The organism is Pedobacter gandavensis, assembly GCF_032678465.1.
Taxonomy (GTDB): domain Bacteria; phylum Bacteroidota; class Bacteroidia; order Sphingobacteriales; family Sphingobacteriaceae; genus Pedobacter; species Pedobacter gandavensis_B.
In genome coordinates, this window is the sequence record NZ_JAVTSK010000010.1 from 164347 (window position 1) to 189532 (window position 25186).

General features: G+C 38.3%; 16 protein-coding genes. 14 read left to right on the forward strand and 2 right to left on the reverse strand.

The window, feature by feature from the left end; translation table 11 throughout:
* Window positions 1-2 precede the first annotated feature (2 nt).
* Window positions 3-3056, reverse strand: a complete 3054-nt coding sequence (locus R2Q94_RS18055) for a SusC/RagA family TonB-linked outer membrane protein (RefSeq protein ID WP_316822872.1) — start codon at window positions 3054-3056, stop codon at window positions 3-5.
* 75 nt (window positions 3057-3131) lie between these two features.
* On the opposite strand from R2Q94_RS18055, the gene R2Q94_RS18060 reads away from it, so the two are divergent.
* The 3 genes from R2Q94_RS18060 (at window position 3132) to R2Q94_RS18070 (ending at window position 7896) form a co-directional block, all read left to right on the forward strand.
* Complete coding sequence (locus R2Q94_RS18060) at window positions 3132-4121, forward strand: AraC family transcriptional regulator (protein ID WP_316822873.1); 990 nt, start codon at window positions 3132-3134, stop codon at window positions 4119-4121.
* Window positions 4122-4245: 124 nt separating this feature from the next.
* On the forward strand, window positions 4246-6180 hold the full coding sequence (gene rpsA, locus R2Q94_RS18065; protein ID WP_316822874.1) for a 30S ribosomal protein S1: 1935 nt from the start codon (window positions 4246-4248) through the stop codon (window positions 6178-6180).
* 93 nt (window positions 6181-6273) lie between these two features.
* Window positions 6274-7896: a beta-N-acetylhexosaminidase gene (locus R2Q94_RS18070; protein WP_316822875.1), complete on the forward strand. Its 1623-nt coding sequence runs from the start codon at window positions 6274-6276 to the stop codon at window positions 7894-7896.
* Here R2Q94_RS18070 and R2Q94_RS18075 read toward each other — a convergent pair.
* Window positions 7891-8391, reverse strand: coding sequence for a DUF393 domain-containing protein (locus R2Q94_RS18075; RefSeq protein WP_316822876.1), 501 nt, complete (start codon window positions 8389-8391; stop codon window positions 7891-7893). The genes R2Q94_RS18070 and R2Q94_RS18075 overlap by 6 nt on opposite strands.
* 228 nt (window positions 8392-8619) lie before the next feature.
* Between R2Q94_RS18075 and pyrR the strand changes: the two genes are divergently transcribed.
* From pyrR to R2Q94_RS18130, 11 genes are all read left to right on the forward strand, one after another.
* Window positions 8620-9168: a bifunctional pyr operon transcriptional regulator/uracil phosphoribosyltransferase PyrR gene (gene pyrR / locus R2Q94_RS18080; RefSeq protein WP_316822877.1), complete on the forward strand. Its 549-nt coding sequence runs from the start codon at window positions 8620-8622 to the stop codon at window positions 9166-9168.
* 1 nt (window position 9169) lies between these two features.
* Entirely contained in the window at window positions 9170-10102 is a 933-nt protein-coding gene (locus tag R2Q94_RS18085; protein WP_316822878.1) for an aspartate carbamoyltransferase catalytic subunit, read from the forward strand.
* A gap of 132 nt (window positions 10103-10234) precedes the next feature.
* Window positions 10235-13252 (forward strand): tetratricopeptide repeat protein, encoded by a 3018-nt coding sequence (locus tag R2Q94_RS18090; RefSeq protein ID WP_316822879.1) that lies wholly within the window; start codon window positions 10235-10237, stop codon window positions 13250-13252.
* Window positions 13253-13262: 10 nt separating this feature from the next.
* Window positions 13263-14966, forward strand: coding sequence for a TonB-dependent receptor (locus R2Q94_RS18095; protein WP_316822880.1), 1704 nt, complete (start codon window positions 13263-13265; stop codon window positions 14964-14966).
* A gap of 55 nt (window positions 14967-15021) precedes the next feature.
* Complete coding sequence (locus R2Q94_RS18100) at window positions 15022-16515, forward strand: hypothetical protein (protein ID WP_316822881.1); 1494 nt, start codon at window positions 15022-15024, stop codon at window positions 16513-16515.
* 3 nt (window positions 16516-16518) lie between these two features.
* Window positions 16519-17229 carry a MotA/TolQ/ExbB proton channel family protein gene (locus R2Q94_RS18105; protein ID WP_316822882.1) on the forward strand — a complete coding sequence of 237 codons (711 nt, stop codon included), beginning with the start codon at window positions 16519-16521 and terminating at the stop codon, window positions 17227-17229.
* Window positions 17229-17630, forward strand: coding sequence for a biopolymer transporter ExbD (locus R2Q94_RS18110; RefSeq protein WP_316822883.1), 402 nt, complete (start codon window positions 17229-17231; stop codon window positions 17628-17630). Before R2Q94_RS18105 ends, R2Q94_RS18110 begins: the two co-directional genes overlap by 1 nt.
* Complete coding sequence (locus tag R2Q94_RS18115; protein WP_316822884.1) at window positions 17630-18445, forward strand: energy transducer TonB; 816 nt, start codon at window positions 17630-17632, stop codon at window positions 18443-18445. Before R2Q94_RS18110 ends, R2Q94_RS18115 begins: the two co-directional genes overlap by 1 nt.
* Before the next feature lie 29 nt (window positions 18446-18474).
* Window positions 18475-19761, forward strand: coding sequence for a folylpolyglutamate synthase/dihydrofolate synthase family protein (locus tag R2Q94_RS18120; RefSeq protein WP_316822885.1), 1287 nt, complete (start codon window positions 18475-18477; stop codon window positions 19759-19761).
* A 123-nt stretch (window positions 19762-19884) separates the two neighbouring features.
* Window positions 19885-21552 carry an alkaline phosphatase PafA gene (gene pafA, locus R2Q94_RS18125; RefSeq protein ID WP_316822886.1) on the forward strand — a complete coding sequence of 556 codons (1668 nt, stop codon included), beginning with the start codon at window positions 19885-19887 and terminating at the stop codon, window positions 21550-21552.
* Window positions 21553-21736: 184 nt separating this feature from the next.
* Complete coding sequence (locus tag R2Q94_RS18130; protein WP_316822887.1) at window positions 21737-25129, forward strand: methylmalonyl-CoA mutase family protein; 3393 nt, start codon at window positions 21737-21739, stop codon at window positions 25127-25129.
* Window positions 25130-25186 lie beyond the last annotated feature (57 nt).

The window sequence follows — 25186 nt, forward strand, 5'->3', positions numbered from 1 at the left end:
AATTAGAACGTAACGTTCAGGTTAAAACCAAAAGTTCTGGTTGGAGGAATTTGTCTGAAACTCAGGTAACCATCCGTTTGATTGTATAATGATTCAGGATCTCCATAAGTATTGCTTTTATGTCTGATGATGAATAAATTGGTTCCTACCAGGCCAAAACTCGCTTCACGAATTACATTTTGTTTGGCCAGCAATGCTTTCGGCAAGGTGTAGCTGATGTTCAATTCTCTTAGCTTGAAGAAGTCCGACTTAGCTGCTGTATTTCTCTGGACTTTTCCTTGTGCATCCCAAAATGCTTTATCTCCTTTAGATAACACAGTGGTGTTTTCTACGTATACGGGATTTGCGGCAGTACCGGTGTTGATCACAGAATTAGGGAAAATAAAAGGCTGACGACCATAAGCTGCAGTAGCCGGATGTGTGCCTGCGGTATACATTCTTGGGACCACTTCAGAATACAACCATCCACCTAAACGGGCATCAAACTGAGCGCCAATACTGATGCCTTTAAAGCTAACCATTGTGCTTAAGCCCATTTGATAAGGAGGGACCATCGTACCTAGCGGCGCACTGTCGGCTATCGTAGTGGTATTTCCTTTAGCATCCACAATTACTCTTCCTTGCGCGTCTCTTTGGTAATCACTCACTTTCAACAATGGATAAGTTTGTCCAACTACCGCATAAGCCTGTCTGAACATTCTGAATTCTTCCTGTCCACCGAAAATAGTTTTCACCTTATTATTAATATGTGTGAAGTTAAAACCAAGGTTCCATCTGAAACTATCTTTACGAATCACATCACCACTTAAGCTAAGCTCAATGATTTTGTTGGTCAATCGCCCTGCGTTAACAATGGTACTGTTGTAACCAGTAGCGCTGGAGATTGGGGCATCAAAAATTTGTCCATCAGAATCTGAATAAACATAAGCTGCTTCTAAGTTTAAGCGATCGTTAAAGAAGCCCAACTGTGCACCTACTTCGTAAGAAGTAACAAATTCTGGTTCTATATGAGGGTTAGGACTGATTAGATTGGGTGTAAATCCTACTAATCCACCAAAAGGGAAGCCATTGATCTGGGAATAAGCATTATTTAAGCTATAAGGGTCCAGGGTTACGTTACCTGTTCTGTTGTAGGAGGCAAATACCTTACCAAAGGAAAGTACCTTATTATCTTTTAAAGCTTTGATGCCTTCTGTAAATACAAAGGAAGTGCTTACTCCAGGATAGAAATAAGAGCGGTTTTCTTTGCTCAATACCGACACCATATCGTTTCTTCCGGTTAAGGTTAAGAACAAATAGTTATTGTATCCGGCCGTAAACTCAGCATAAGTACCCAATGCCCTGTATTTAGTAATGGTAGCAGCACCATCCAATTCACCTGCGCGGCTACCAGGGTTGAATAAATCCGGGAACAACAGGTTAGCACTTCCAACCGAGATCAGTTTGGAATCATCCATGCGGATGTTTTGTCCAACCAATAATCTGGTGGTAAATTTTCCGAAATCCTTTTTGAAATTTAAGATTAAATCACTGTTTACCCTACGGAAGTTGTTAGTACCGTCATTTACGGACCCATTCACATTTCTGTTTCCTGAAGGGGAAGCTAATTTATTTGTTGTGGCTCTAGTTTCATCTGAAGTACTGTACAATCCAATGCGATAAATTGCATTAAACCATGGTGTAAATTCATAATCCAGTTCAATCTTACCATTAACAGTTTGCTGGTTTGAAGTATTTCTATTGTTATCCATTAAGAAAAATGGATTCTTTGCAGCAGTAGCGTCGGTGTAATAGTTAAGTGGATTTGCTGCTGAAAGAGGATCTCTCCAGTTTTTCATCGCATTCAGGTCAAGGTTTGCGGGTTGCACATAAGTACTATACCATGGTCCATCTGGAGTGGTATTTCTATTTGCTGCAATATAATTGACATTATAAGAAGTGTTTAATTTTCCGAAAGTACGGGAACCATTAAACCTGGCTCCTGTTCTGGAGCTTTTATCACCCGGAATCACTCCTTTGATATTTACATTCTGAACGGAGAAATAGTAAGTAGATTTTTCATCTCCACCGGAAAAAGAAAGATCGTTCTGTAAAGTTCTACCGGTTTGGAACATATCCAGGCGGTTGTCTTTTGAAGGTGCAGCATATAATGCGGTTGGCTGTACACCATTTGGTAATTTTAGGCCCAGGTCTTTAATGCTTCCATCAAATGCTGGTCCCCATGATTCATATTCAGTTGGAGAATATACACCGTTTTGCCCTTGTCCGAATTGTCTTTGTGCAGGTGGCAACAGGTAAACATCTGAAAAGGTAGTGGTATTGGAATAATTCACTGTTCCTTTACCTCTTGTTCCTTTTTTAGTGGTAATCATTAAAGCACCATTTACACCTTCTGAGCCATATAATGCAGCTGCATTTGCACCCTTTAGCACCGTAATAGTTTCAATATCATTCGGGTTTAACCGGCCAATATCCGGAACTGGTACCCCATCTACTACATATATAGGATTGTTTTTGGCATCATTAAAAGAACGTGAACCACGCAACCTGATTTGTACCAATTGATCGGTCTTACCTGTTGTGGCATCGTTCATATTGATCCTCAATCCGGCAACTTTACTGGCCAGTCCTTGTAAAGGATTGACGACTTTACCCTGATTGAGGCTTTCATTGCTGATCAGTTGTGCTGAGGTTCCCAATTCTCTTGCCTGACGTTTGATGCCCAGAGCACCCGTTACCTCAACTTCCGACAGCTGATGTATCGAGTCATCCAAATAGGCATTTAAAGTATTTTTGTCGGCAGTTACTTTCAATTCTACAGTGATATAACCGGTATACGAGAAGGACAGTAAATCACCTGTTTCTGCATTAATGGTATATTTACCAGTAGCATCGGTACTCACCACTTCGTTCGTGGCCTTACGAATGACAGTTGCGCCTGGAAGGGTTACTCCAGTCTTTTGATCTATCACTTTCCCACTGATCATCCTCACTTGCGCAAAGAGACTTGTCGAGATCATTAACAAGAAAATAATTAGGGTAGCTTTTTTGTTCATGTAAATATTATTTTGAGATTCTATTAAGATTTAATCTTAATAACTTTAACTTCGCCGCAAAGATATCAGTAGCCGATGACGCAAAAGGGAGAACAGATGACGCCAAAAGGAGAAATAAAAGACCGTACATTTTACGGATCTAAGGAACTTACTATTGACTATTCTAAAAGAAAAGCTGGCTTAAGTACGAATAATGGACTTGATTTAAATTTAGCCTCAGCGCATCATACAGGTTATCAAATGATTTTTGTGCTTAAGGGGAAGTTATCACTTGATGCATATGGCTTGTCACTGTTGGAAAGTCAGCAGTACAACTTAGTCTGGTCTGCCAGCAATACCAATTTTCACCAGGATTTTCTGGATGAATCAAATGAGATTGTCTCAGTAGGAATTAGTGCTGGTTTTTTATCCAGGTATTTACCGGAAGATCATCCGGCAGCGATTCACCTGCAATCCCATGCTTTTTCTGAAATGAAGTCTTCATCGGGCGCTTTCCATACCACTCCAGCAGTCACTTTATTTTCTGAGCAGCATTTACACATCACCCCTGAAATCAATGCCATTTTAAATGGGATTGAAAACTCTACCCATACCGGTTTTTGCGAACGGTTGTTTCTGGAATCCAAGGTCATTGAATTACTAGCCATCAAGATTTCACAACTGGAATTGTTGCAACAGCAACCTATCCCCCGTTTAAAACAGGAAGAACTGGACAAAATGCAGGAAGCACGGGAAATTCTGATACAGCACATTGACCGTCCATTTTCATTGAGAACTTTAGCTCATATGGTAGGCACCAATGAGTTCAACCTCAAGAAACAATTTAAAGCGGTCTACGGGAATACCGTATATGGATATCTGAACGAATATAAAATGGAACAGGCTAAAGCCATGCTACTTCAAGGCGATTCCCGGGTTTCAGAAGTATCCGAAAAAATGGGTTATAAGCATGCGACACATTTCACCAGTGCCTTTAAAAAATACTTCGGCTACCTGCCCAATAAGATTAAGATGTTCTTCCTGTTTTTTGATCCGGAAATCTGTCTGGTTTTATTCACTACATAGTATAAAACAAAGATTTTCTGTCCAATCTGTTCTAAATCAACAACATTTATCAAGAAATTCTTTTCTTTAAATTATTTTATTTATACCTTTGCAGTCCCTCACGGGAAAAGGAGATTAAATTTTAATGGCTAAAAAACAAGTAGCAGAAAAAGAACTAGAGGCTAAAAAAGCCGAATTACAAGGTGCAGACGCTCGTCTCACTGAGAAAGAAACCATTGAATCAGAAGCTGATTCAGTGTCGATCGAACAGATCAAATCAGCATTAGCAACACCAGATCAAGATTTTGATTGGGATGCAGATGATAAAGTTTTCGGAAAATACTCTGATGAAGACCGTAAAAAGTTTGAAGACATGTATACCGATACTTTCAATCAAATCAACCAAGGTGAAATCATTAGCGGTATTGTTGTGTCTATCAACAACAAAGACGTAGTATTAAACGTAGGATTTAAATCTGACGGTTTAGTATCTACTTCAGAGTTCCGTGATACACCTGATTTGAAAATTGGTGATACCGTTGACGTATTCGTGGAAGCTCCTGAAGACGCAAACGGTCAGTTAATTTTATCTCGTAAAAGAGCTAAAACCCAAAGATCATGGGAGTCTATCAATGAGGCTCTTGACAATGACAGAATCATCAACGGATTTGTTAAAAGCCGTACTAAAGGTGGTCTTATCGTTGACATCATGGGTGTTGAAGCTTTCTTACCTGGTTCACAAATTGACATCAAACCTATCCGCGATTACGATGTATACGTGGGTAAAACAATGGAATTCAAAGTTGTTAAGATCAACCATGAGTTTAAAAACGTAGTAGTTTCTCATAAAATCTTAATCGAAGACGATTTAGAAAGCCAAAAAGTTGAAATCGTATCTAAACTTGAAAAAGGACAGGTATTAGAAGGAACTGTTAAAAACATTACTGACTTCGGTGTATTCATCGATTTAGGTGGTGTTGATGGTTTACTTCACATCACTGATATTTCTTGGGGCCGCATAGAGCATCCAAAAGAAGTATTGAGCTTAGATGAGAAAATCAACGTTGTAGTTCTTGACTTTGATGATGAGAAAAAACGTATTGCATTAGGTTTAAAACAATTGACTCCACACCCTTGGGAATCTCTAGATACTAACTTAGCTGTTGGTTCTAAAGTTAAAGGTAAAATTGTTACTGTTGCTGATTACGGTGCTTTCTTAGAAATCATTCCTGGTGTTGAAGGTTTAATCCACGTATCAGAAATGTCTTGGTCACAAAACCTACGCAGCCCACAAGAATTCTTGAAAGTTGGCGATGAAATCGAAGCTGAAGTATTAACTTTAGACAGAGACGAACGCAAAATGAGCTTAGGTATTAAGCAATTAACTCAAGATCCTTGGCAAAATGTTGCTGAAAGATATCCAATCGGAAGCAAACATACTGCTGTAGTTAAAAACATGACTAACTTCGGTGTATTCGTAGAAATTGAAGAAGGTATTGATGGTTTAATCCATATCTCTGATCTTTCTTGGTCTAAAAAAGTTAACCACCCTAACGAATTCACTAAAGTAGGTGATACATTAGACGTAGTTGTTCTTGAATTAGATGTGGAAAGCCGTAAATTAAGCTTAGGTCACAAACAACTAGAAGAAAACCCATGGGATACTTTTGAAACTATCTTCACGTTAGATTCAATTCACCAAGGTACTGTTGTTAAAGTAACTGATAAAGGTGCTGTTATTGCTTTACCATATGGTGTAGAAGGTTTCGTACCAACTAAACACATGGCTAAAGAAGACGGAACAACTATCAAAGCTGAAGAAACTAATGATTTCAAAATCATCGAGTTTAACAAAGATGCTAAACGTATCGTTGTTTCTCATGCCCGTATCTGGGAAGAGGCTAAAGCTGAAGCTGTTGCTGAAGAAAGAGCTACTAAGAAAAAAGAAGCTAAAGCTTCAAACACTGCAGTTAAGAAAGTTAAAGATTCAGTTGAGAAATCAACTCTTGGCGATCTAGGCGTACTTGCTCAATTAAAAGAGCAAATGGAAGGTGAAGAAAGCAAAAACAAAGCTAAATAATCTTTTAAGCTAATATATTAAAGGCATCCCAATCCGGGATGCCTTTTTTTTTGCTATTTTGCCAAGGTTAATCCCCTTTTAGTACCCCATTATATGAAGTTTTTTATTCCAATATTAGCCGTTTTACTTTGTCTTCAACTGAGTAGTTCTGCCCAATACCCCAATCCTTCAATCATCCCACAACCTCAGGAAATGAAAGTAGGAAAAGTAACAGATAATTTTACAATCGTCAACAACAGCACACTGGTCTTTATCAGTGATAGTAGTTTGAGGCCCTCCGCCGAGTTCTTCATTAACTTTATAAAAAAATACTATTATCTGGATTTAAAACTAACTACTATTGCAGATGCCAACAGAAGGAATGTGATCAATCTCTTCAGGGAAAATGCTGCAATTGAAAGTACGAATCCAGAAAAATACCATTTAGACGTTTTAAGTAAATCCATTAGCATCCGTTCTAATTCGGCAACTGGCGTATTTTATGGAATCCAAACCCTGATTCAACTCCTCCCTCCTTCCGCTAAACCAGTTCCATTGCAGATAAGAGCAGTCAACATTATCGACTATCCCCGCTTCGCTTATCGTGGAATGCACCTGGATGTGAGCAGGCATTTTTTCGATGTCAGCTTTGTTAAAAAATACATCGATTACCTCGCCATGCATAAACTGAATTATTTTCATTGGCATTTAACTGACGACCATGGCTGGCGCATAGAAATTAAAAAACATCCCCGCTTAACTACGGTTGGCGCCTGGAGAGATGGCTCTATTATCGGCCTGTACCCAGGAAAAGGAAATGACGGAATCAGTCATGGTGGATATTATACACAGGCGGAAGTAAAGGAAGTCATCAAATATGCTGCAGAACGCTATATCACCATCATTCCCGAAATTGAAATGCCCGGTCATAGTATGGCCGTACTCGCCGCTTATCCTGAATTGAGTACAACACCTAAACTCCCAAAAAAAGTAGCAGAAACCTGGGGTATCTTCAATAAATTCAACAATGTATTACTCCCATCTGAACAAACTTTCAGTTTTCTAGAGGAAGTGCTGACTGAAGTGATGGCCTTATTCCCCTCCCCTTATGTACATATCGGTGGAGATGAATGTTCGAAAATCTGGTGGAAACAATCTGCTTTTTCTCAACAACTGATTAAGGAAAAAGGATTAAAAGATGAAAATGGATTACAAAGTTATTTCATTCATCGAATTGAAAAGTTTGTGAATAGCAAAGGAAAAACCATAATTGGCTGGGATGAGATTTTAGATGGGGGCCTGGCTCCTAATGCAATTGTGATGAGCTGGCGAGGGGAAAAAGGTGGAATCGCCGCTGCAAAACAAAAACATAAGGTGATCATGACGCCAGAAAACTTCATGTATTTTAATCATTCGCAATTTCTGAAGGACGATTCTTTAACCGCTGCCAGATACTTGCCATTGGCAGATGTGTATAATTACGATCCTGTACCTCCAATACTGACTCCTGCTGAAGCAAAATACATCTGGGGTGCACAAGGTAACTTGTGGACAGAATACATCACGAATCCGGCTAAAGTCGACTATATGTTATTTCCAAGACTGGATGCTTTAAGTGAAGTTCTATGGAGTCCAAAATCAAAACGCAACTTTCCCAATTTTAAAGAAAGACTCCAGCAACAGCTCAAAAGATATGATATGATGCAGATCAAATACAGCAAAAGGTATTCATTATAAGAATTTAGAGACTAAGTCCGCATCCGGAACCATACAATGCTCTTGTTTACCCCAGATGCGGTACCTGTTTCTTGAAATCAGCCGATAGAAAAAATCCCTGATAAAAGGCGGAATGATGATTAAAGCATATAATAAAGGCCAGAAACCATTCAATTTTCTCAGTATACGTAATGCAGCAGTAGAGCGATAATAGGTTTTTCCCTGCTCATGCAGCATTATGGTATTTAGCTTTTCCTGATCCAGCACCTCCGAATTTAAATACTGTACAGTTTGTTCTTGCTCCGGATCTCCATTCAGCTCATTCCTTGATAAACTTTCTGTATTTTCCAGCTCAATATTTACGGTTTTTAACCACTCTTTTGCTGCATCACTCTGTAAAGCTGCAAAACGAAAATAATCGTACTTATCCCTTTTGATAATAAACTGTACAGTATGATTGCATAGATTACAAATCCCATCAAAAAATATCAGTCCGTGTTCTCTATTTTCATTCATTTGTCTGCTTTTCCTTTAAACTATCTCCATATTTAAACATTGTTGAGATACTGGAATTAGACAAAGATAAATTTTAAATACATGCCGGAATCTATAGTTTTATAAATAAGACACTTAAAGGATTTCAATAGTTAAAAGCCTTAATTTTCCTTCATTCCATTACAAAAATTCAGCTTTCAGCTTTACAGAGTTCGAACATTTTACTATATTTGACCAATCCTTTAGTCAATGCAAAAACGAACCCTGCTAGACGGTCAGAAATTCCAGATCACAATTAAGAGACTTTGTCATCAATTAATTGAGAACCATACCGATTTTTCAAATACTGTTTTAATTGGCATTCAGCCAAGAGGCAGCTATTTTGCCGATAGAGTGCAAAATGAACTGTCCCAAATTCTTAAAAAAACCACCATTAAGAAAGGCAATTTAGACATTACCTTCTTCCGTGATGATTTTAGAAGGAAGGACGGACTCCTTGCTGCGAACACCAACACCATAGATTTTATTATTGAAGGGATGAATGTAGTCCTAATTGATGATGTATTATGGACTGGACGTACCATACGTGCAGCCATGGATGCATTATTGGCCTACGGCAGACCTGCAAGGGTAGAACTCATGGTCTTGATTGACAGACGTTTTTCAAGGCATTTACCTATTGAACCCGATTATATCGGTCAACAGGTAGACAGCTTAAATTCACAACATGTGAAAGTGAGTTGGAAAGAAACAGAAGGAGAAGACAAAGTAATCTTAATATCAGAAAGCAATAAATAACATGGCAGAAGAAAAATTATCAACCCGACATCTTTTAGGTATCAAAGATATTAACCGAAATGATATCGAATTGATCTTACAAACTGCAGATAATTTTAAAGCTGTAATCAACAGGCCCATCAAAAAGGTACCTGCTTTGAGAGACATTACGATTGCAAATATTTTCTTTGAAAACTCAACCCGTACCAAACTCTCTTTTGAGCTGGCAGAAAAGAGACTTTCTGCAGATACCATCAATTTTGCTGCTTCTTCTTCATCAGTAAGTAAAGGAGAGACGCTGATTGATACGGTAAACAACATCCTGGCCATGAAAGTGGATCTGGTTGTGATGAGACATCCATACGCAGGAGCTGGTCAGTTTCTAAGTAAACATGTGAATGCGCAAATTGTAAACGCTGGTGACGGCGCACATGAACATCCAACGCAAGCGCTTTTAGATGCATTCTCTATCCGCCAGAAACTAGGTGATGTTGAAGGTAAAAAAGTAGTCATAGTTGGTGATATTCTACACTCAAGGGTTGCCATATCCAATATCCTTTGCCTTCAAAAATTAGGCGCAGAAGTGATGGTATGCGGTCCTACGACCCTAATTCCTAAGCATATTGAAAGTTTAGGTGTTAAAGTGGAACACAACCTGATCAAAGCTTTAAACTGGTGCGATGTAGCCAATATGCTACGCATCCAGCTGGAAAGACAAGACATCAAATACTTCCCTTCCCAAAGGGAATATGCCATGATGTATGGCTTAAACAAGCAAATCCTGGATAACCTCGACAAGGAAATTATTGTTATGCACCCTGGGCCTATTAACCGTGGTGTGGAGATTACCAGTGATGTTGCAGACAGCAAACAATCTATCATTCTTGAACAGGTAGAAAATGGAGTTGCCGTAAGAATGGCTGTCCTTTATCTATTGGCTTCTCAAAGAGGTTAAAACTTACCAAAGTTTTATATAACATTCTTGTTGTCTTTTCGTTAAAAGCAGTGTTATCAACACTTGTTAGTTTCTTATGCTAACAAGACCTAATACTATTTTTATATTCGTAGCAACCATATTTGAAATCAGATGCAGAAAAAATACCTTTTTATTCCGCTATTCTTAGCAGGTAGCTTTACAACTAGCTATGCGCAGTCCAGCATACTAGTTCACCTCAATGAAAATTATCGAACAGGTCTGGAATTACTGGACAATGAAAAATACGTTGCAGCAGCAGAACAATTCAGGTTGGTAGATAAAGCCCGACGAAAAGCAGATGCTCAACAAGAAAGTAATTCTGAATTATCATTACTCAAAGAAAATGCAAAGTTCTATGCTGCCGTTTGTGCCCTGGAACTTGGTAACAATGATGCAGAAAGTCTTTTTCAGAAGTTTATTAAAGATTATCCACTAAATGCAAATACCAAACTTGCTTATTTCCATGTAGGTAAATCGTATTTTGCACAGGAAAACTATCAAAAGGCACTAGAGTGGTTCGAAAAAACGGATCCTTCTACCCTATCCCAGAAACAACGTCTGGAATATCAGTTTAAACAAGGATATGCCTACTTTATGTTGAAGGACATAGAAAAAGCAGAACCCCTATTCGAAGCTGTTAAAAAAGAGAAATCTCCATATCAGGAAAGCGCGACCTATTATTTCGCTTATATCAATTACCTGAACAAAGAATATAAAACTGCATTGGCTAATTTCGAAAAGTTAAAAGGTTCTCCTACTTACGAAGCCAGTTATCCTTATTACATCACTTCGATGTATTACCTGGACGAACGCTACGATGATGTCATCAGCTATGCAACGCCGATTTTAAGAACGACAAAACAACAGTATGAAGCTGAAATGCTCAGTCTGATTGCAGCTTCTTATTTTGCTAAATCTGACTATACGAATGCAGAGAAGTATTTCCAGGAATACTATGCAAAAAGTAAATCAGAGGTAAAAAACAATTTGTTTATCTATCAGTATGGATATTCGTTATTCCAACTAAAAAGATACCAGGAGGCAGTAGCAATTCTTGAAAAACTTGACACAGATGATGTATACCTGCAAAGTGGTATGTATACTTTAGGTCGCTCTTTCATTCAATTGAAAAATAAAGAAAAAGCACGCAGTGCATTCTTTAGATCTTCCAGACTTGATTTTGATAAATTTGTACAGGAAGAGGCTTGGATCAACTATGCCCGCCTCAGTTATGAGCTTGATTTCAATCAACAGGCACTGGAGTCGACACAGAGTTTCTTAAAACAGTTCCCTAAATCCCGTAAAGCGAACGAGGCCAAAACCTTGTTAGGAGAAATCCTCTTAACCAGTAAAAATTACCAGGCAGCGATTGATATCCTTGAACCAATTCCGGATAAATCACCTGAAGCCAAAGAGGCTTATCAAAAAGTTACGTATTTCAGAGGTTTAGAGTTCTACAACGAACGCGCCTTCCCGAATGCGCTATCGATGTTCCTACGCTCAGAAAAATTCCCTGAGGATCAGGAAATCCATGCATTGAATACTTATTGGAAAGCAGAAGCCAGCTACGAATTGAGAAAATTCGGAGAAGCAGTGAAAACTTTCGAACAGTTTCTGGAATTACCGGGAGCAGATAAAACTGAAGTATACAATTTTGCAAATTACGCATTGGCTTATGCCGCTTTCGAAGATGAGCGTTATGGAAAAGCTGCAGCTTACTTTGAACGCTTTCTTAGAGGAAATGACAAAGATGCAAAAACAGTTAATGATGCCACCATCAGACTTGCCGATTCTTATTTCGTAAATAAGAGCTATGGCAATGCATTGGTCAACTACAATAAAATTATCGCCTCCAAAGCAACCGGTGAGGATTATGCTTTATTTCAACGTGGAATGATCCAGGGTCTGGAAAGTCAGAACGACGAAAAGATCAATACCATGCAAAATTTGTTGAAGCAATTTCCAAATTCAAATTATGCAGATGATGCCGGATTTGAAACTGCTTATACTTATTTCAATAAAGGTGATCTTGATAAGTCGAAAACTGACCTGATCTCTCTAATCAGCCAATATCCTCACAGTAGCTATGTACCCCGTGCATTAGTCACCATTGGTCTGGTACAATACAACCAGGATCAGGATGATGCAGCTTTGGAAACATTTAAAAAAGTAATTGCTGATTATGCAAGTAGCGAAGAAGCCAAACAAGCACTGGAATCTATTAAAAACATCTATGTAGATAAAGGTGATTCCGAAGGTTTCATCGGTTATGCAAAAACTACCCCTATCGGAGATTTTTCAATCGCTGAACAAGACAATATCGTTTTCCAGGGTGCCAATAACCGTTACCTGAAAGGAGATGCTAAAGGTGCTTTTGAAGCGGTGAATGCATATTTTGACAAATTCCCTAAAGCAATCCATGATAAAGAAGCTAAATTTATCAGGGCTGAATCACTAGTAAAATTAGGAAGACCCGATGAGGCGATCCCTGATTATGAATACATCTTGAACGACTGGACCAGCGATTATACGGAACGCTCATTAGTGAGTATCTCAAAGCTATTCCTGGATCAAAAGAAATACAATGAAGCGATTGTTTACCTGAAAAGACTGGAAACGACTGCGGATTATAAAGTGCACTATACTTATGCCATCAATAATTTGTTGAAGGCTTATAGCGCTTTAAATATGCCAGATGACGTGATCAAATATGTAGGCATAATCAAGGAATCTGATAAATCCTCGCAAGAAGAAAAAAGCAGTTCTGATCTGTTTGCAGGTAAAGCCTATTTAGCCAAAGCTGATACCACTCAAGCAGTAAAAGCTTTCAATAATGTAGTTGAAAAAACAAAAACCCTGGCCGCTGCTGAAGCAAAATATAATCTTGCTGCTATTCAATATGCAAAAAGAGAGTACAAGACTTCTACAAAAACCTGTTTTGACCTGATCAATAACATGTCTTCTTATGATTACTGGGTGGCTAAAGCTTTCATCCTGTTGGCCGACAACTATGTCGCATTAAAAGATAATTTACAAGCAAAAAGTACATTGCTGAGCCTGATAGACAACTATGATGGTAAAGACGATATTGTACCGACTGCTAAAGAAAAATTAAAGAAAATTAAATAAGACAAGCACGATGAGATTGACGAAAATATTATATAGCACCCTACTTTTTGTGACTGCCGGATCTCTAAACGCATTGGCACAGGATACAAAAACTACTGAAAAGAAAACGGAAGAAAAAGCTGTAACGGAAGAAATTGAAGTCGTTAGGCCATATAAACCAGTACTTGCTGAAGCCGTAAAATTAAGAAGAAGTCCGGATTTAAATACCGTAAAAACCTATAAAGCTAAATTCAATTATAGCCTGACCGATAGGAAACTCGACCTCAATTCTGATATCAATAAACTACAGGCACAGCAGGTAGCTAAAGAAAGAGAAACAGAATTGATCAATAATTACCTGAAAGGTGGTTTGGGTATCCGTACTACTGTACTCGGAGAAGCATATATCAATCTGGGTAGAGACGAAGCCTTGCAGGCTGGTGCTTTCTTTAAACACTTCGGACAAAAAGGTAAATTAGCCGGACAAGAGGTAAACCAACAACAACTGAGCGTTTTTGGAAGAAGTATTGGAGAGGTAGTCACCATGAGCGGTCGCATTAATTACCAGAGAAATGGCTTAAATTTCTATGGTTTTAACCCTGCTCAACCAGAATTAAATCTAAACCCTGATAAGCAAACATTAAATTTCATTGAAGCTGAAGGTGAAATCGTAAATAAATTTACCGATGATCCGGATGCCTTAAGCTATGCCCTTAAATTAAACGGATACCTGTGGAATGATCGGTATTCTGCTAAAGAAAACTCTGTTATTTTAAATGGTTATGTCAACAAAAGAATCAGCAGTTTCAATCTCGGCCTTGCCGCTTCAACTGAATTGGGAAATACAAAAGATGTTCTGACTAGTGTTGGCAACAATATCTTTAAACTAAATCCTTACATCAAGTTAGAAGCAAATGGTGTTAAAATCAATGCGGGAATTAACTTTGTACAGGAATTTGGTGCTTTCTCCAAAAGCAGAATTTTCCCTGCTGTTACAGCAGATTTAACACTGATTCCAGATTACTTACAATTGTTTGCAGAAGTGAAAGGTGATGTGAACCGTAATTCTTTAAAGCAATTTAGTGACGAAAATCCATTCCTGAATGCGAACATCGACATCAAGAACACGGTAGAGAAATTGTCGTTTAGCGCAGGTATCAAAGGAACCGGTGGACCTGGTTTTGGTTATAAAGCAAGGGTATACCACAAAAAGATGACTGACATGGCCTTGTTTGTAAACAACTTTGCGAACCCTACACGTTTTGATGTCATCTATGATTTCGGTAATACCACTATGACTGGTTTAGAAGGTGAAATCTCTATTCAGGTAAGTAACTCCTTAAAATGGACTGGTAAATTAAATTTCGAAGATTACCAGCCAGCCCAGGAATCCGCCAGCTGGTTTAAGCCTCAAATGAGAATCAGCTCTGACTTATTATTCAATATAACAGATAAAATTGGATTAAATGCTTCAGTAGCGATTCAGGATGCCAGCAAAGCAAAGGTTTATACCTCTGCCCCAGCAAGTCCATACGTAATTCCTAATCCGGATATTGAAACTACTGTAAATGTCAAAGGTTTTGTGGATCTTGGTGTTGGTGCCAGCTATAAGATCAATAACAAGTTTTCTGCTTTCGCAAGAGCAAATAACCTGTTCAATTCCTCTTATAGCAGATATCTTTATTATCCTACTATCGGAACCAATATCTTTGGAGGATTAACTTATTCCTTCTAAGCGGTTTTCGATTTAATAATTGGTGGATATAGAATTAAAATTTAATTTTACCAAAATGGACATGTTATCATACCTTACAGTGCTTATCAAAACCCGTAAAGAGGTTGGGATCTCCGGACTTGGAACGATTTATAAAAAGAAATCTCCAGGAAGGTATGATGCAGCAACACATTCCTTTTTGCCACCCAGCTATGTGCTGGATTTCAATCCGGAACTGCTGGAGCAAAATCTCCTCATTGACCATATCTGTAAGCTTAGAAATATATCTCCGGATTCCGCCAATTATTTCATAGAACAATTTGTTAAGGAAATAAAAAAACAACTGGAAGAACATCAACAAGCCAGTTTAGCCCCTTTGGGGACCTTATATCAATCTTCAGAAGCACTTAGCTTTAAACCCTTAAATGATCAAAACTTCGGTTTTGATTTTTATGGTTTACCACCAGTTAAAGAGGAACTTTCAACATCGCCAATAACTGAAGAATCAAATAATGATGCGATACCTACTTTAACCGAAGAAGAAGCTGATCAACATCAATTGAGAGAAGAACAATTGGCGCTCGAGAATAGCAATGCTGACCTTAGGGATGAATCAGTGCTTCCTGTTATTGAAGAGGCAATAGATGAAGAGTTATTATTGGCCCATGAAGGGAACGAAGACCTCGCTTATAAGGACATTTCTGATATTGAAGAACTTTCTTATGAAGGCAAAAATGAAACTGTTCCTGAGCAAGATGAACAGCCTGTTTTTGAAGAAATTGCAGAAGTTGAACTTCCAAAACAACCTGTAGAACAACCTGAAATTGAGAGTATTGGAAATATAGAGGAGCAACCTAAGGCGGTATTTGAAGAACCTGCTTCCCGCCCAAGCATTAACGAAATCTATGCACAAACGAATAAACCAGCTGAAACTCCTATTTCAGTAAGCAGTCCAATTGCTGAACATTCAACTGAAAACGGAGCTTTTTATAATTCTGTTGATGAAGCAGAAGGAAAATCCGGAATCCCAATTTATCTTAAGATTCTAATCGCAATTTTGTTAATACTTATTGGATTAGTAGCAGCATATTTCATCCGACCTGATATTTTTGACTCCATTCTAAAAACAGGCAAAGATCCAATCACTGTTCCTTTGGTAACTGAGAATAATTCAAAAGTCACAGATTCCCTTAGTCATTCAGATAGTCTGGAAAATATTTCAACAATCAATGATAACCTGGAAAAAGACTCAATAGTATCCTCTGCAACTACAGCCCTAACTAATGATTCTAAAACTGCTCAGGCCAATGCTCCTGCGCCACAAACAGGAATTACCTATGAGGTGATTGGTGCTTCAGTAGCCAATCAAAAGGAAGCCGACCGCTTTATTGCCCAAATGACAACAATTGGATTAACAGCAAAAGCGATCCCCCCTCTTCCTGGAAAAAAGAAAATAAAAATCAGCATTGCAACGTTTAATGACTATAACAGTGCAGATGCACAAATACCTGCATTGCAAAAAAAATTAGGCATTAAAGATTTATACATACACACAAACAAACCATTATAAATTATGATCGCATTAATACAGGGTGCTAATGATAGCCTTAACCAAATTGTTGATACCGCTAATAACGCCAGTCAAGCCGTAACTGCAGCAGCTCCCGAACTACACTTTATCGACCTTCTTTTCAAAGGTGGATGGGTAATGATTCCTTTGGCCTTCCTTGCATTTGCAGGATTGGTTATTTTTGTTGAAAGATACCTGACCATTAGAAAGGCCTCCAAAACAGAGTCGAATCTAATGCTTCACATTAAACAATACATACATGAAGGTAGATTGGATAATGCCATCACCCTATGTAGAAACAATAATTCTCCTCTTGCCAGAATGCTGGAAAAAGGATTGAAAAGAATTGGTCGTCCGATTAAAGATATTGAAGCCGCTATTGAAAACAATGGAAAACTTGAAGTATCAAAACTGGAGAAAAACATTGGAATCCTTGGAATTATCGCGGGTATTGCGCCAATGCTTGGTTTCGTAGGTACAATTATCGGGGTAATTACAATTTTCCACGATGTATCCATCAAAGGTGCAATCGAAATCGGCACCATCTCTGGAGGTCTTTATACTAAAATGATTACCTCTGCAACAGGTTTGATCATTGGTATTATTGCTTATGTATTGTACCATATTCTAAACATGATGGTAGAACGTATCATTTTAAGAATGGAAACCGACGCTATTGAGTTCATCGATCTATTAGAGGAGCCAGGAAAATAATGAATCTACGTAAACGAAATAAGGGAACTGTAGAGGTTCATACTTCTGCACTGAATGATATCATGTTCTTTCTCATGCTGTTTTTCCTGCTTGCATCTGCTGCAGTAAATCCGCAGGTAGTAAAGTTATTGTTGCCAAGATCAGAGTCAGGACAACAATCCTCAGCACAAAAAACAGTGACGGTATCCATAGATGATAAGTTGAATTATTATGTAGACAAAGAACGAACCTCACTTGAAGGTCTTCAAGCTGCAATCGAAACTTACCAAAAAGCATCTCCTGACCTAACTATCGTACTTTACGTGGCAAGAGGTGTTTCCATTGAAAATACCATGCTGGTATTTGATGTTGCTAATAAACTAAAACTGAAAGTTGTACTCGCTGTAGAACCTAAGAAATAATGACATATCCAAAGGAAGAAAATAATTATCCTAAAGCAGTAGCCATCTCTACTGGTATTATGATTGCACTCCTTGCATTGAGTTTCTTCATTGTAATTGGCTCTTTCCAACCGCCTGTAGAAGCAGGTATGGGTGGAATGGTGGTCAATTATGGAACCTCAGTAACAGGAATGGGTTCGGATTATACCAGTATTGAAGAACCTTCTGCGGATCCAAATGCCAATCAGAAAGCACCAGATAAGGTTGTCCCAACCGAACCTACAAAGGAAACCCCTACCCAACAAAATAGTACTAAAGAAATAGTAACTCAAAGTACTGAAGATGCGGTAAGTGTAAACACCAAGAGTAGTCCCAAAAATACTGCACCTACAGCAACTGTAGAAAGTAAGCCTGCAAAACCAGTGATCAACCAAAATGCACTATATAAAGGTAAAGCCAATAAAGGCACAGGCGGTGGAGATGGAACGGGAACAACACCAGGAAATCAAGGCGACAAAGACGGTGATCCATTAGCCAATAATTATGGCGAAGGTGGTTCTGGATTTGGGGAAACTCCAATTGCGCTTAGAAAATTTACCAATCTGGTTACACCGCAAGATGATGGTCAGAAAACCGGAAAAATTGCAGTAAGGATTAAAATCAACAAAAGTGGTGTGGTAATCGATGCAACTCCAGGTGTAAAGGGAACTACGCTAAATGATAGAGAACTATGGAGAAAATGTAAAGAAGCGGTATTGGGTGCCCGCTTAACCCAGGCTGATAATGCTCCTGATGTTCAAATAGGCGTAGTCGTATTCAATTTTAAGGTAAAATAAAACCCTGGTATTCTTCTTAGAACTCCAAAATGAACTATAAACAAACCCTCGATTACTTATATAGTAAACTACCCATGTTTACCCGTGTTGGTGCTGTAGCTTATAGAAAAGACTTACACAACACGATCGCAATGTGCGAGCAACTGGGAAATCCACAGGATAAGTTCAAAACCATACATGTAGGTGGAACCAATGGTAAAGGTTCCACCTCGCATATGCTTGCGGCCATTCTTCAACAGGCAGGATATAAGACAGGACTTTATACTTCTCCTCATCTTAAAGATTTCAGGGAACGTATAAGAATAAATGGAGAAATGGTACCTGAAACTTTTGTCATTGATTTTGTGAATGAACAGCAGAATCTAATGGAGAAACTTCAACCTTCTTTTTTTGAGGTAACTGTTGCCATGGCTTTTTCATACTTTGAAAAGGAGAAAGTAGACATCGCCATCATCGAAGTTGGACTTGGTGGCAGAATTGATTCCACCAATATCATTACTCCAGAACTTTCGGTAATTACCAATATCAGCCTGGATCATACCAATATCCTGGGGAGCACGCTACCGGAAATTGCAAGAGAAAAAGCTGGAATTATAAAAAATAAAGTACCTGTGGTAATTGGAGAAACTCAATCAGAAACCGGGGAAATTTTTATTCAAAAAGCTGATCAGACAAATAGCCTCATCTATTTTGCAGATCAAGATCTAAGCCTTCATCAACTTAAAAAAGCAGGAAAATATTTAAATGTAGCGATCTATAATGGGGATCAACCAATTTATCAAGATCTGGAATTAGACCTCAACGGTGCTTACCAGTGCAAAAATATTCTCACGGTTATTGAAGCCATTCAGATCTTAAAAAAACAAGGGTTTAAAATTGAAGACAAAGCCCTATATACTGCACTAAAGAATGTAAAAGGACTTACAGGATTACAAGGAAGATGGCAAACCTTAAATGAAAAGCCTCTGATCATCTGTGATACCGGACATAATATGGCCGGCATAAGCGAAGTGATGCAAAACATCAATGATACCCCTCATGATCAGTTGCATATGGTTATAGGAATGGTCAAGGATAAAGATATTAATGGCGTTCTAAAATTATTGCCAGCAGATGCACATTATTATTTCTGCCAGCCAGAATTGGAAAGAGCGCTACCGGCAACAGAATTAGCCGAACAAGCTAAAAATCATAATTTAATCGGTGATGTCTTTCCTAGTGTCGATCTGGCATTTCATGCGGCTAAAGATAATGCAAATGTTAACGACCTGATATTCATTGGCGGAAGTACTTTTGTAGTTGCTGAAGTACTATAAAATCTTTACACAATGGTAATATCAATACCTACTTTGATTAACTACCTTTAAAAATTCATTAACACCCAAATATGATTCGTTTATTTAATGATAAACGAATCTTTGCTTTTAAACTAATACAGAATGAAAAGAGTTTACCTTTTATTTTCTGCACTGCTGATTACCTGTAGTGTATCAATGGCACAAAAGAAAACAGCTACTGTTTCTAAAAAAGATTTCCCGGCCTCTGTCGAAAGACCGAAGCTGGTAGTTGGTCTGGTGATCGATCAAATGAGATGGGATTATCTTTACCGCTATTACAGCAGATATTCGGCTGGAGGTTTCAAAAGACTCATCAATGAAGGTTTCTCAGCAGAGAACACTTTTATTCCATACACCCCTACTTATACTGCTTGTGGTCACGCAAGCATTTATACAGGTTCAGTTCCTTCGATTAACGGAATTATTGGCAACGACTGGTATGATCCACAATTAGGACGTAATGTATATTGTGCAGAAGATACAAGTGTAACCAGTGTGGGTAGTACGACTATGGCTGGAGTGATGTCTCCAAAAAATATGTTGACCACTACTATTACTGACGAACTTCGCCTGGCAACAAACTTCCAGGGAAAAGTAATCGGTATCTCCATGAAAGATCGTGGTTCAATCCTCCCTGCAGGACATTCAGCAAATGCTGCATACTGGTTTGATGGACAAACCGGAGACTGGATTACCAGTACTTATTATATGTCTCAACTTCCAACATGGATGCAAGATTATAATAAAATCAAATTGGTTAATAAGTTCTACGAAAAAAACTGGCCAACATTGTATCCAATCGAAACCTATACTCAGAGTACAGCTGACGATAAAAACTACGAAGGTAAAGCCAGAGGTGAACAAAGTCCTACTTTTCCACATCCTTTAAAATTATACATGGGCAAGAACTATGAGATGATCAAAAGTACACCCTATGGAAATACGATGACTTTAGACTTGGCTAAACTGGCCATTCTTTCTGAAGATCTGGGACAGGATAACACTACAGATTTCCTAGCCGTAAGCTGCTCCTCAACTGATTATGTCGGTCATCAATACGGCCCAAACTCCATTGAAGCTGAAGATACTTACTTAAGATTAGATAAGGATCTAGCTGATTTTTTCGATTATCTGGATGCTAAAGTAGGTAAAGGAAACTACCTGTTTTTCTTATCAGCAGATCATGGTGCAGCACATGTACCCGGCTTTATGGCCGAAAATAAACTACCAGGTGGTACAGTTGATGATGGCCCGATCATGAAAGAATTAAATGGCCGTCTGGAAGATAGATTTGGCCTTAAAAAGGCAATCATTAAATCAATGAACAACCAAATTTATTTCGATCATAAACTGATTAATAACGGAAAAGCGGATTTTGATGCCATTAAAGCTTTCAGTATTGAATTTTTAAAGACTCAAACAGGCGTCATGAATGCTGTAGACTTAAACAAAGTTGCTGCAAGTACTTTACCTGAACCAATCAAAACAAGAATAAGCAACGGTTACAATGCCAGAAGAAGTGGGGACATTTACTTTATCCTGCAGTCAAATTATTTCGACAGCAGCAGTAAAACAGGTACAACTCATGGTTCATGGAATCCTTACGATTCCCATATACCATGCGTTTTTATGGGATGGAATGTGAAACCAGGCAAAACCAACAAAACACATTACATGACAGACATTGCTGCTACATTAGCTTCTATGCTGCACATACAAATGCCTAGCGGCTGTGTTGGCGAGCCTATCACAGAACTTACTCATCAATAAAACTAAGTTCATTTTCTTTCAAACTATAAAGTCAAAAGGAAATAATTAATCATAAACCTAAAAGACCGTCAGGAAAATTCTCCGGCGGTCTTTTTTATGTTACACACTTTTGTATTGATTTGGCTATGCTCACCACCTAAGCCCAGTTTTTGTTACATTTGTTTACCAATTATAAAACCATTCTATGGAGCAAATCAAGATATATAAACCTAAAAATAAAATACGTTTTGTAACTGCGGCAGCTTTGTTTGACGGACATGATGCTACAATTAACATCATGCGTCGAATTCTCCAATCTTCAGGTGCAGAAGTCATACATCTTGGTCATAACCGTTCTGTAGAGGAAGTGGTGAATTGTGCAATTCAGGAAGATGTACAAGGAATCGCAATGACTTCTTATCAGGGTGGACATATTGAGTATTTCAAGTACATGTACGATCTCTTGCAAGAACGAGGTGCTCCCCACATTAAGATATTCGCTGGTGGCGGTGGGGTGATACTTCCATCAGAAATTGCCGAGTTGCAAGAATATGGAATTACAAGGATTTATTCTCCTGATGACGGCCGTAAAATGGGCTTACAAGGGATGATCAACAATATGCTTGAACAAACAGATTTCATTACAGTAACCAGCCTCAATGGGGAGCTTACATCCATTCCTCAAAAAGATGTCAAAAGTATTGCTTCAGCAATTACTGTTGCAGAAAATGATCCTGAAGGAGCACAATCTTTCGTAGATGAATTAAAAAAACTTACTGCGAAAAATCAAGCACCAGTACTCGGAATTACAGGAACAGGTGGATCAGGAAAATCTTCCCTGGTAGATGAATTAGTTAGACGTTTTCTAATTGAAGTAAAAGATAAAACCATGGCTATTATCTCTGTGGATCCTTCAAAACGTAAAACAGGTGGCGCTTTACTTGGGGATAGAATTCGCATGAATGCTATTAATAATCCAAGGATTTACATGCGTTCTCTGGCCACCAGACAAGCCAACCTGGCTCTGTCTAAAAATGTACAGGAAAGCATCGATATCTGTAAAGCTGCTGGTTATGATTTGATTATTGTAGAGACTTCAGGTATTGGTCAATCGGATACAGAAATAACGGAGCATTGTGATGTTTCACTATATGTAATGACACCGGAATTTGGTGCAGCTACCCAATTGGAAAAAATCGATATGCTTGATTTTGCTGACTTGGTAGCGATCAATAAATTTGATAAACGAGGTGCTTTAGATGCCTTAAGAGATGTGCGTAAACAATATAAGCGGAATCACAATCTTTTCGATGCAAAAGATGAGGCTATTCCGGTTTTTGGTACCATGGCTTCTCAATTTAATGATCCGGGAATGAATAATCTTTTCTCTGCACTGATGGCCAAAATCAAAGAGAAAACTAAAATAGATTTTCAAGCAGAAATGGAATTGAACTCATCGCAATCTGAAAAGATATATATCATACCACCAGATAGAATCAGGTATCTTGCTGAAATCGCAGAAGCTAGTCAGACTTATAATGAATGGGTAGAAAAACAAAGTGCTATTGCCAGAAAACTATATCAATTGCAGGGCGTAATACAGCTATCTACTGAAGAAAGATTAAATAAGGACCTTCCTGCTACAGCTAATCTCAATAATATCCTCCAGGACGTTTACATACACCTGGATGAGCAGTTAGATGCGGAATGTAGAAGATTACTCCGTGAATGGCCAGATACAAAAATCAAATACAAACAGGAATTTTTTGTTTATAAAGTCCGGGATAAAGAAATCAAACAACCTTTATTCTATGAATCTTTATCAAAATTAAAAATCCCTAAAGTATCATTACCTCGGTATGAAGACTGGGGAGATATTTTACGCTGGTTACTTACAGAAAATGTGCCAGGCGAGTTTCCATTTGCAGCTGGTGTTTTTCCATTAAAACGTGATGGTGAGGATCCAACCCGTATGTTTGCAGGTGAAGGTGGTCCAGAAAGAACAAATAAAAGGTTTCATTATGTTTCCTTAGGACAACCTGCACATCGCCTTTCTACAGCATTTGACTCTGTTACTTTGTATGGAGAAGATCCTCATGTCAGACCAGATATCTATGGTAAAATAGGTAATTCTGGTGTAAGCATTGCTACTCTGGATGACGCAAAAAAGCTGTATTCGGGTTTTGATCTTTGTGCTCCTTCAACCTCAGTTTCTATGACTATTAATGGCCCCGCTCCTATGCTTCTGGGTTTCTTTATGAATGCTGCTATAGATCAACAATGTGAGAAGTATATCATTGAGCATGGCCTCCAACAGGAAATAGAAGACAAAATTAATCAGATTTATCATAAAAAAGGGCTACAAAAACCAAGGTATAGTGGAAGCCTTCCAGAAGGCAACAATGGCTTAGGGCTAATGTTGCTTGGTGTAAGTGGTGATGAGGTACTACCTGCGGAGGTTTACGCAAAAATTAGGGCCTATGCGATTAGTACAGTAAGAGGAACTGTACAAGCTGATATATTAAAAGAAGATCAGGCCCAAAATACTTGTATCTTCTCTACTGAATTCGCTCTAAGAATGATGGGCGACATACAAAAGTATTTCATTACTGAAAAAGTACGTAATTTCTATTCAGTATCTATCTCCGGTTATCATATCGCTGAAGCTGGTGCAAATCCAATTTCACAACTCGCCTTTACGCTAAGTAATGGGTTTACATTTGTAGAGTATTATCTAAGTAGGGGAATGAATATTGATGATTTTGCGCCAAATCTGTCCTTTTTCTTCTCTAACGGGATTGATCCTGAATATTCAGTAATTGGAAGAGTAGCTAGAAGAATCTGGGCTAAAGCCATTAAAAACAAATATAATGGGAATGACCGTTCACAAAAGTTAAAATACCATATCCAAACATCTGGTAGATCACTACATGCACAGGAAATTGATTTTAATGATATCCGTACTACTTTACAAGCCTTATACGCAATCTACGACAACTGTAATTCACTGCACACCAATGCATATGATGAAGCAATTACCACACCTACTGAAGAATCTGTGCGTAGAGCAATGGCTATCCAACTCATCATTAACCGCGAATTAGGCCTTGCCAAAAATGAAAATCCATTACAAGGTGCCTTTATAATTGAAGACCTTACTGACCTAGTGGAAGAAGCAGTCTTACAGGAATTCAAACGCATCAATGATAGAGGTGGCGTCTTAGGTGCAATGGAAACCATGTATCAGCGTGGTAAAATTCAGGAAGAAAGTCTTTATTATGAAACCTTAAAGCACAATGGAGAATACCCTATTGTAGGAGTAAATACCTTCTTAAACAAAAATGGTTCTCCAACAGTAGTTCCTGGAGAAGTAATCCGTGCTACAGAAGAAGAGAAACAATACCAGATTACAACATTAAAGAGCTTTCAGGAAAGAAACTCCGCACATACGGGTACTATTCTTAAAAAACTTCAAAAGTCGGCTATAACGGGTGAAAACATCTTTGAACAATTAATGGAAGTTTGTAAAGTTTGCTCATTAGGACAAATTTCAAATGCACTATACGAAGTTGGTGGGCAGTACAGAAGAAATATGTAAGATCAAATCATAAGTACCTATTAAAGTAGGTCCTGATACAAAAAAAGCCTGAATAAA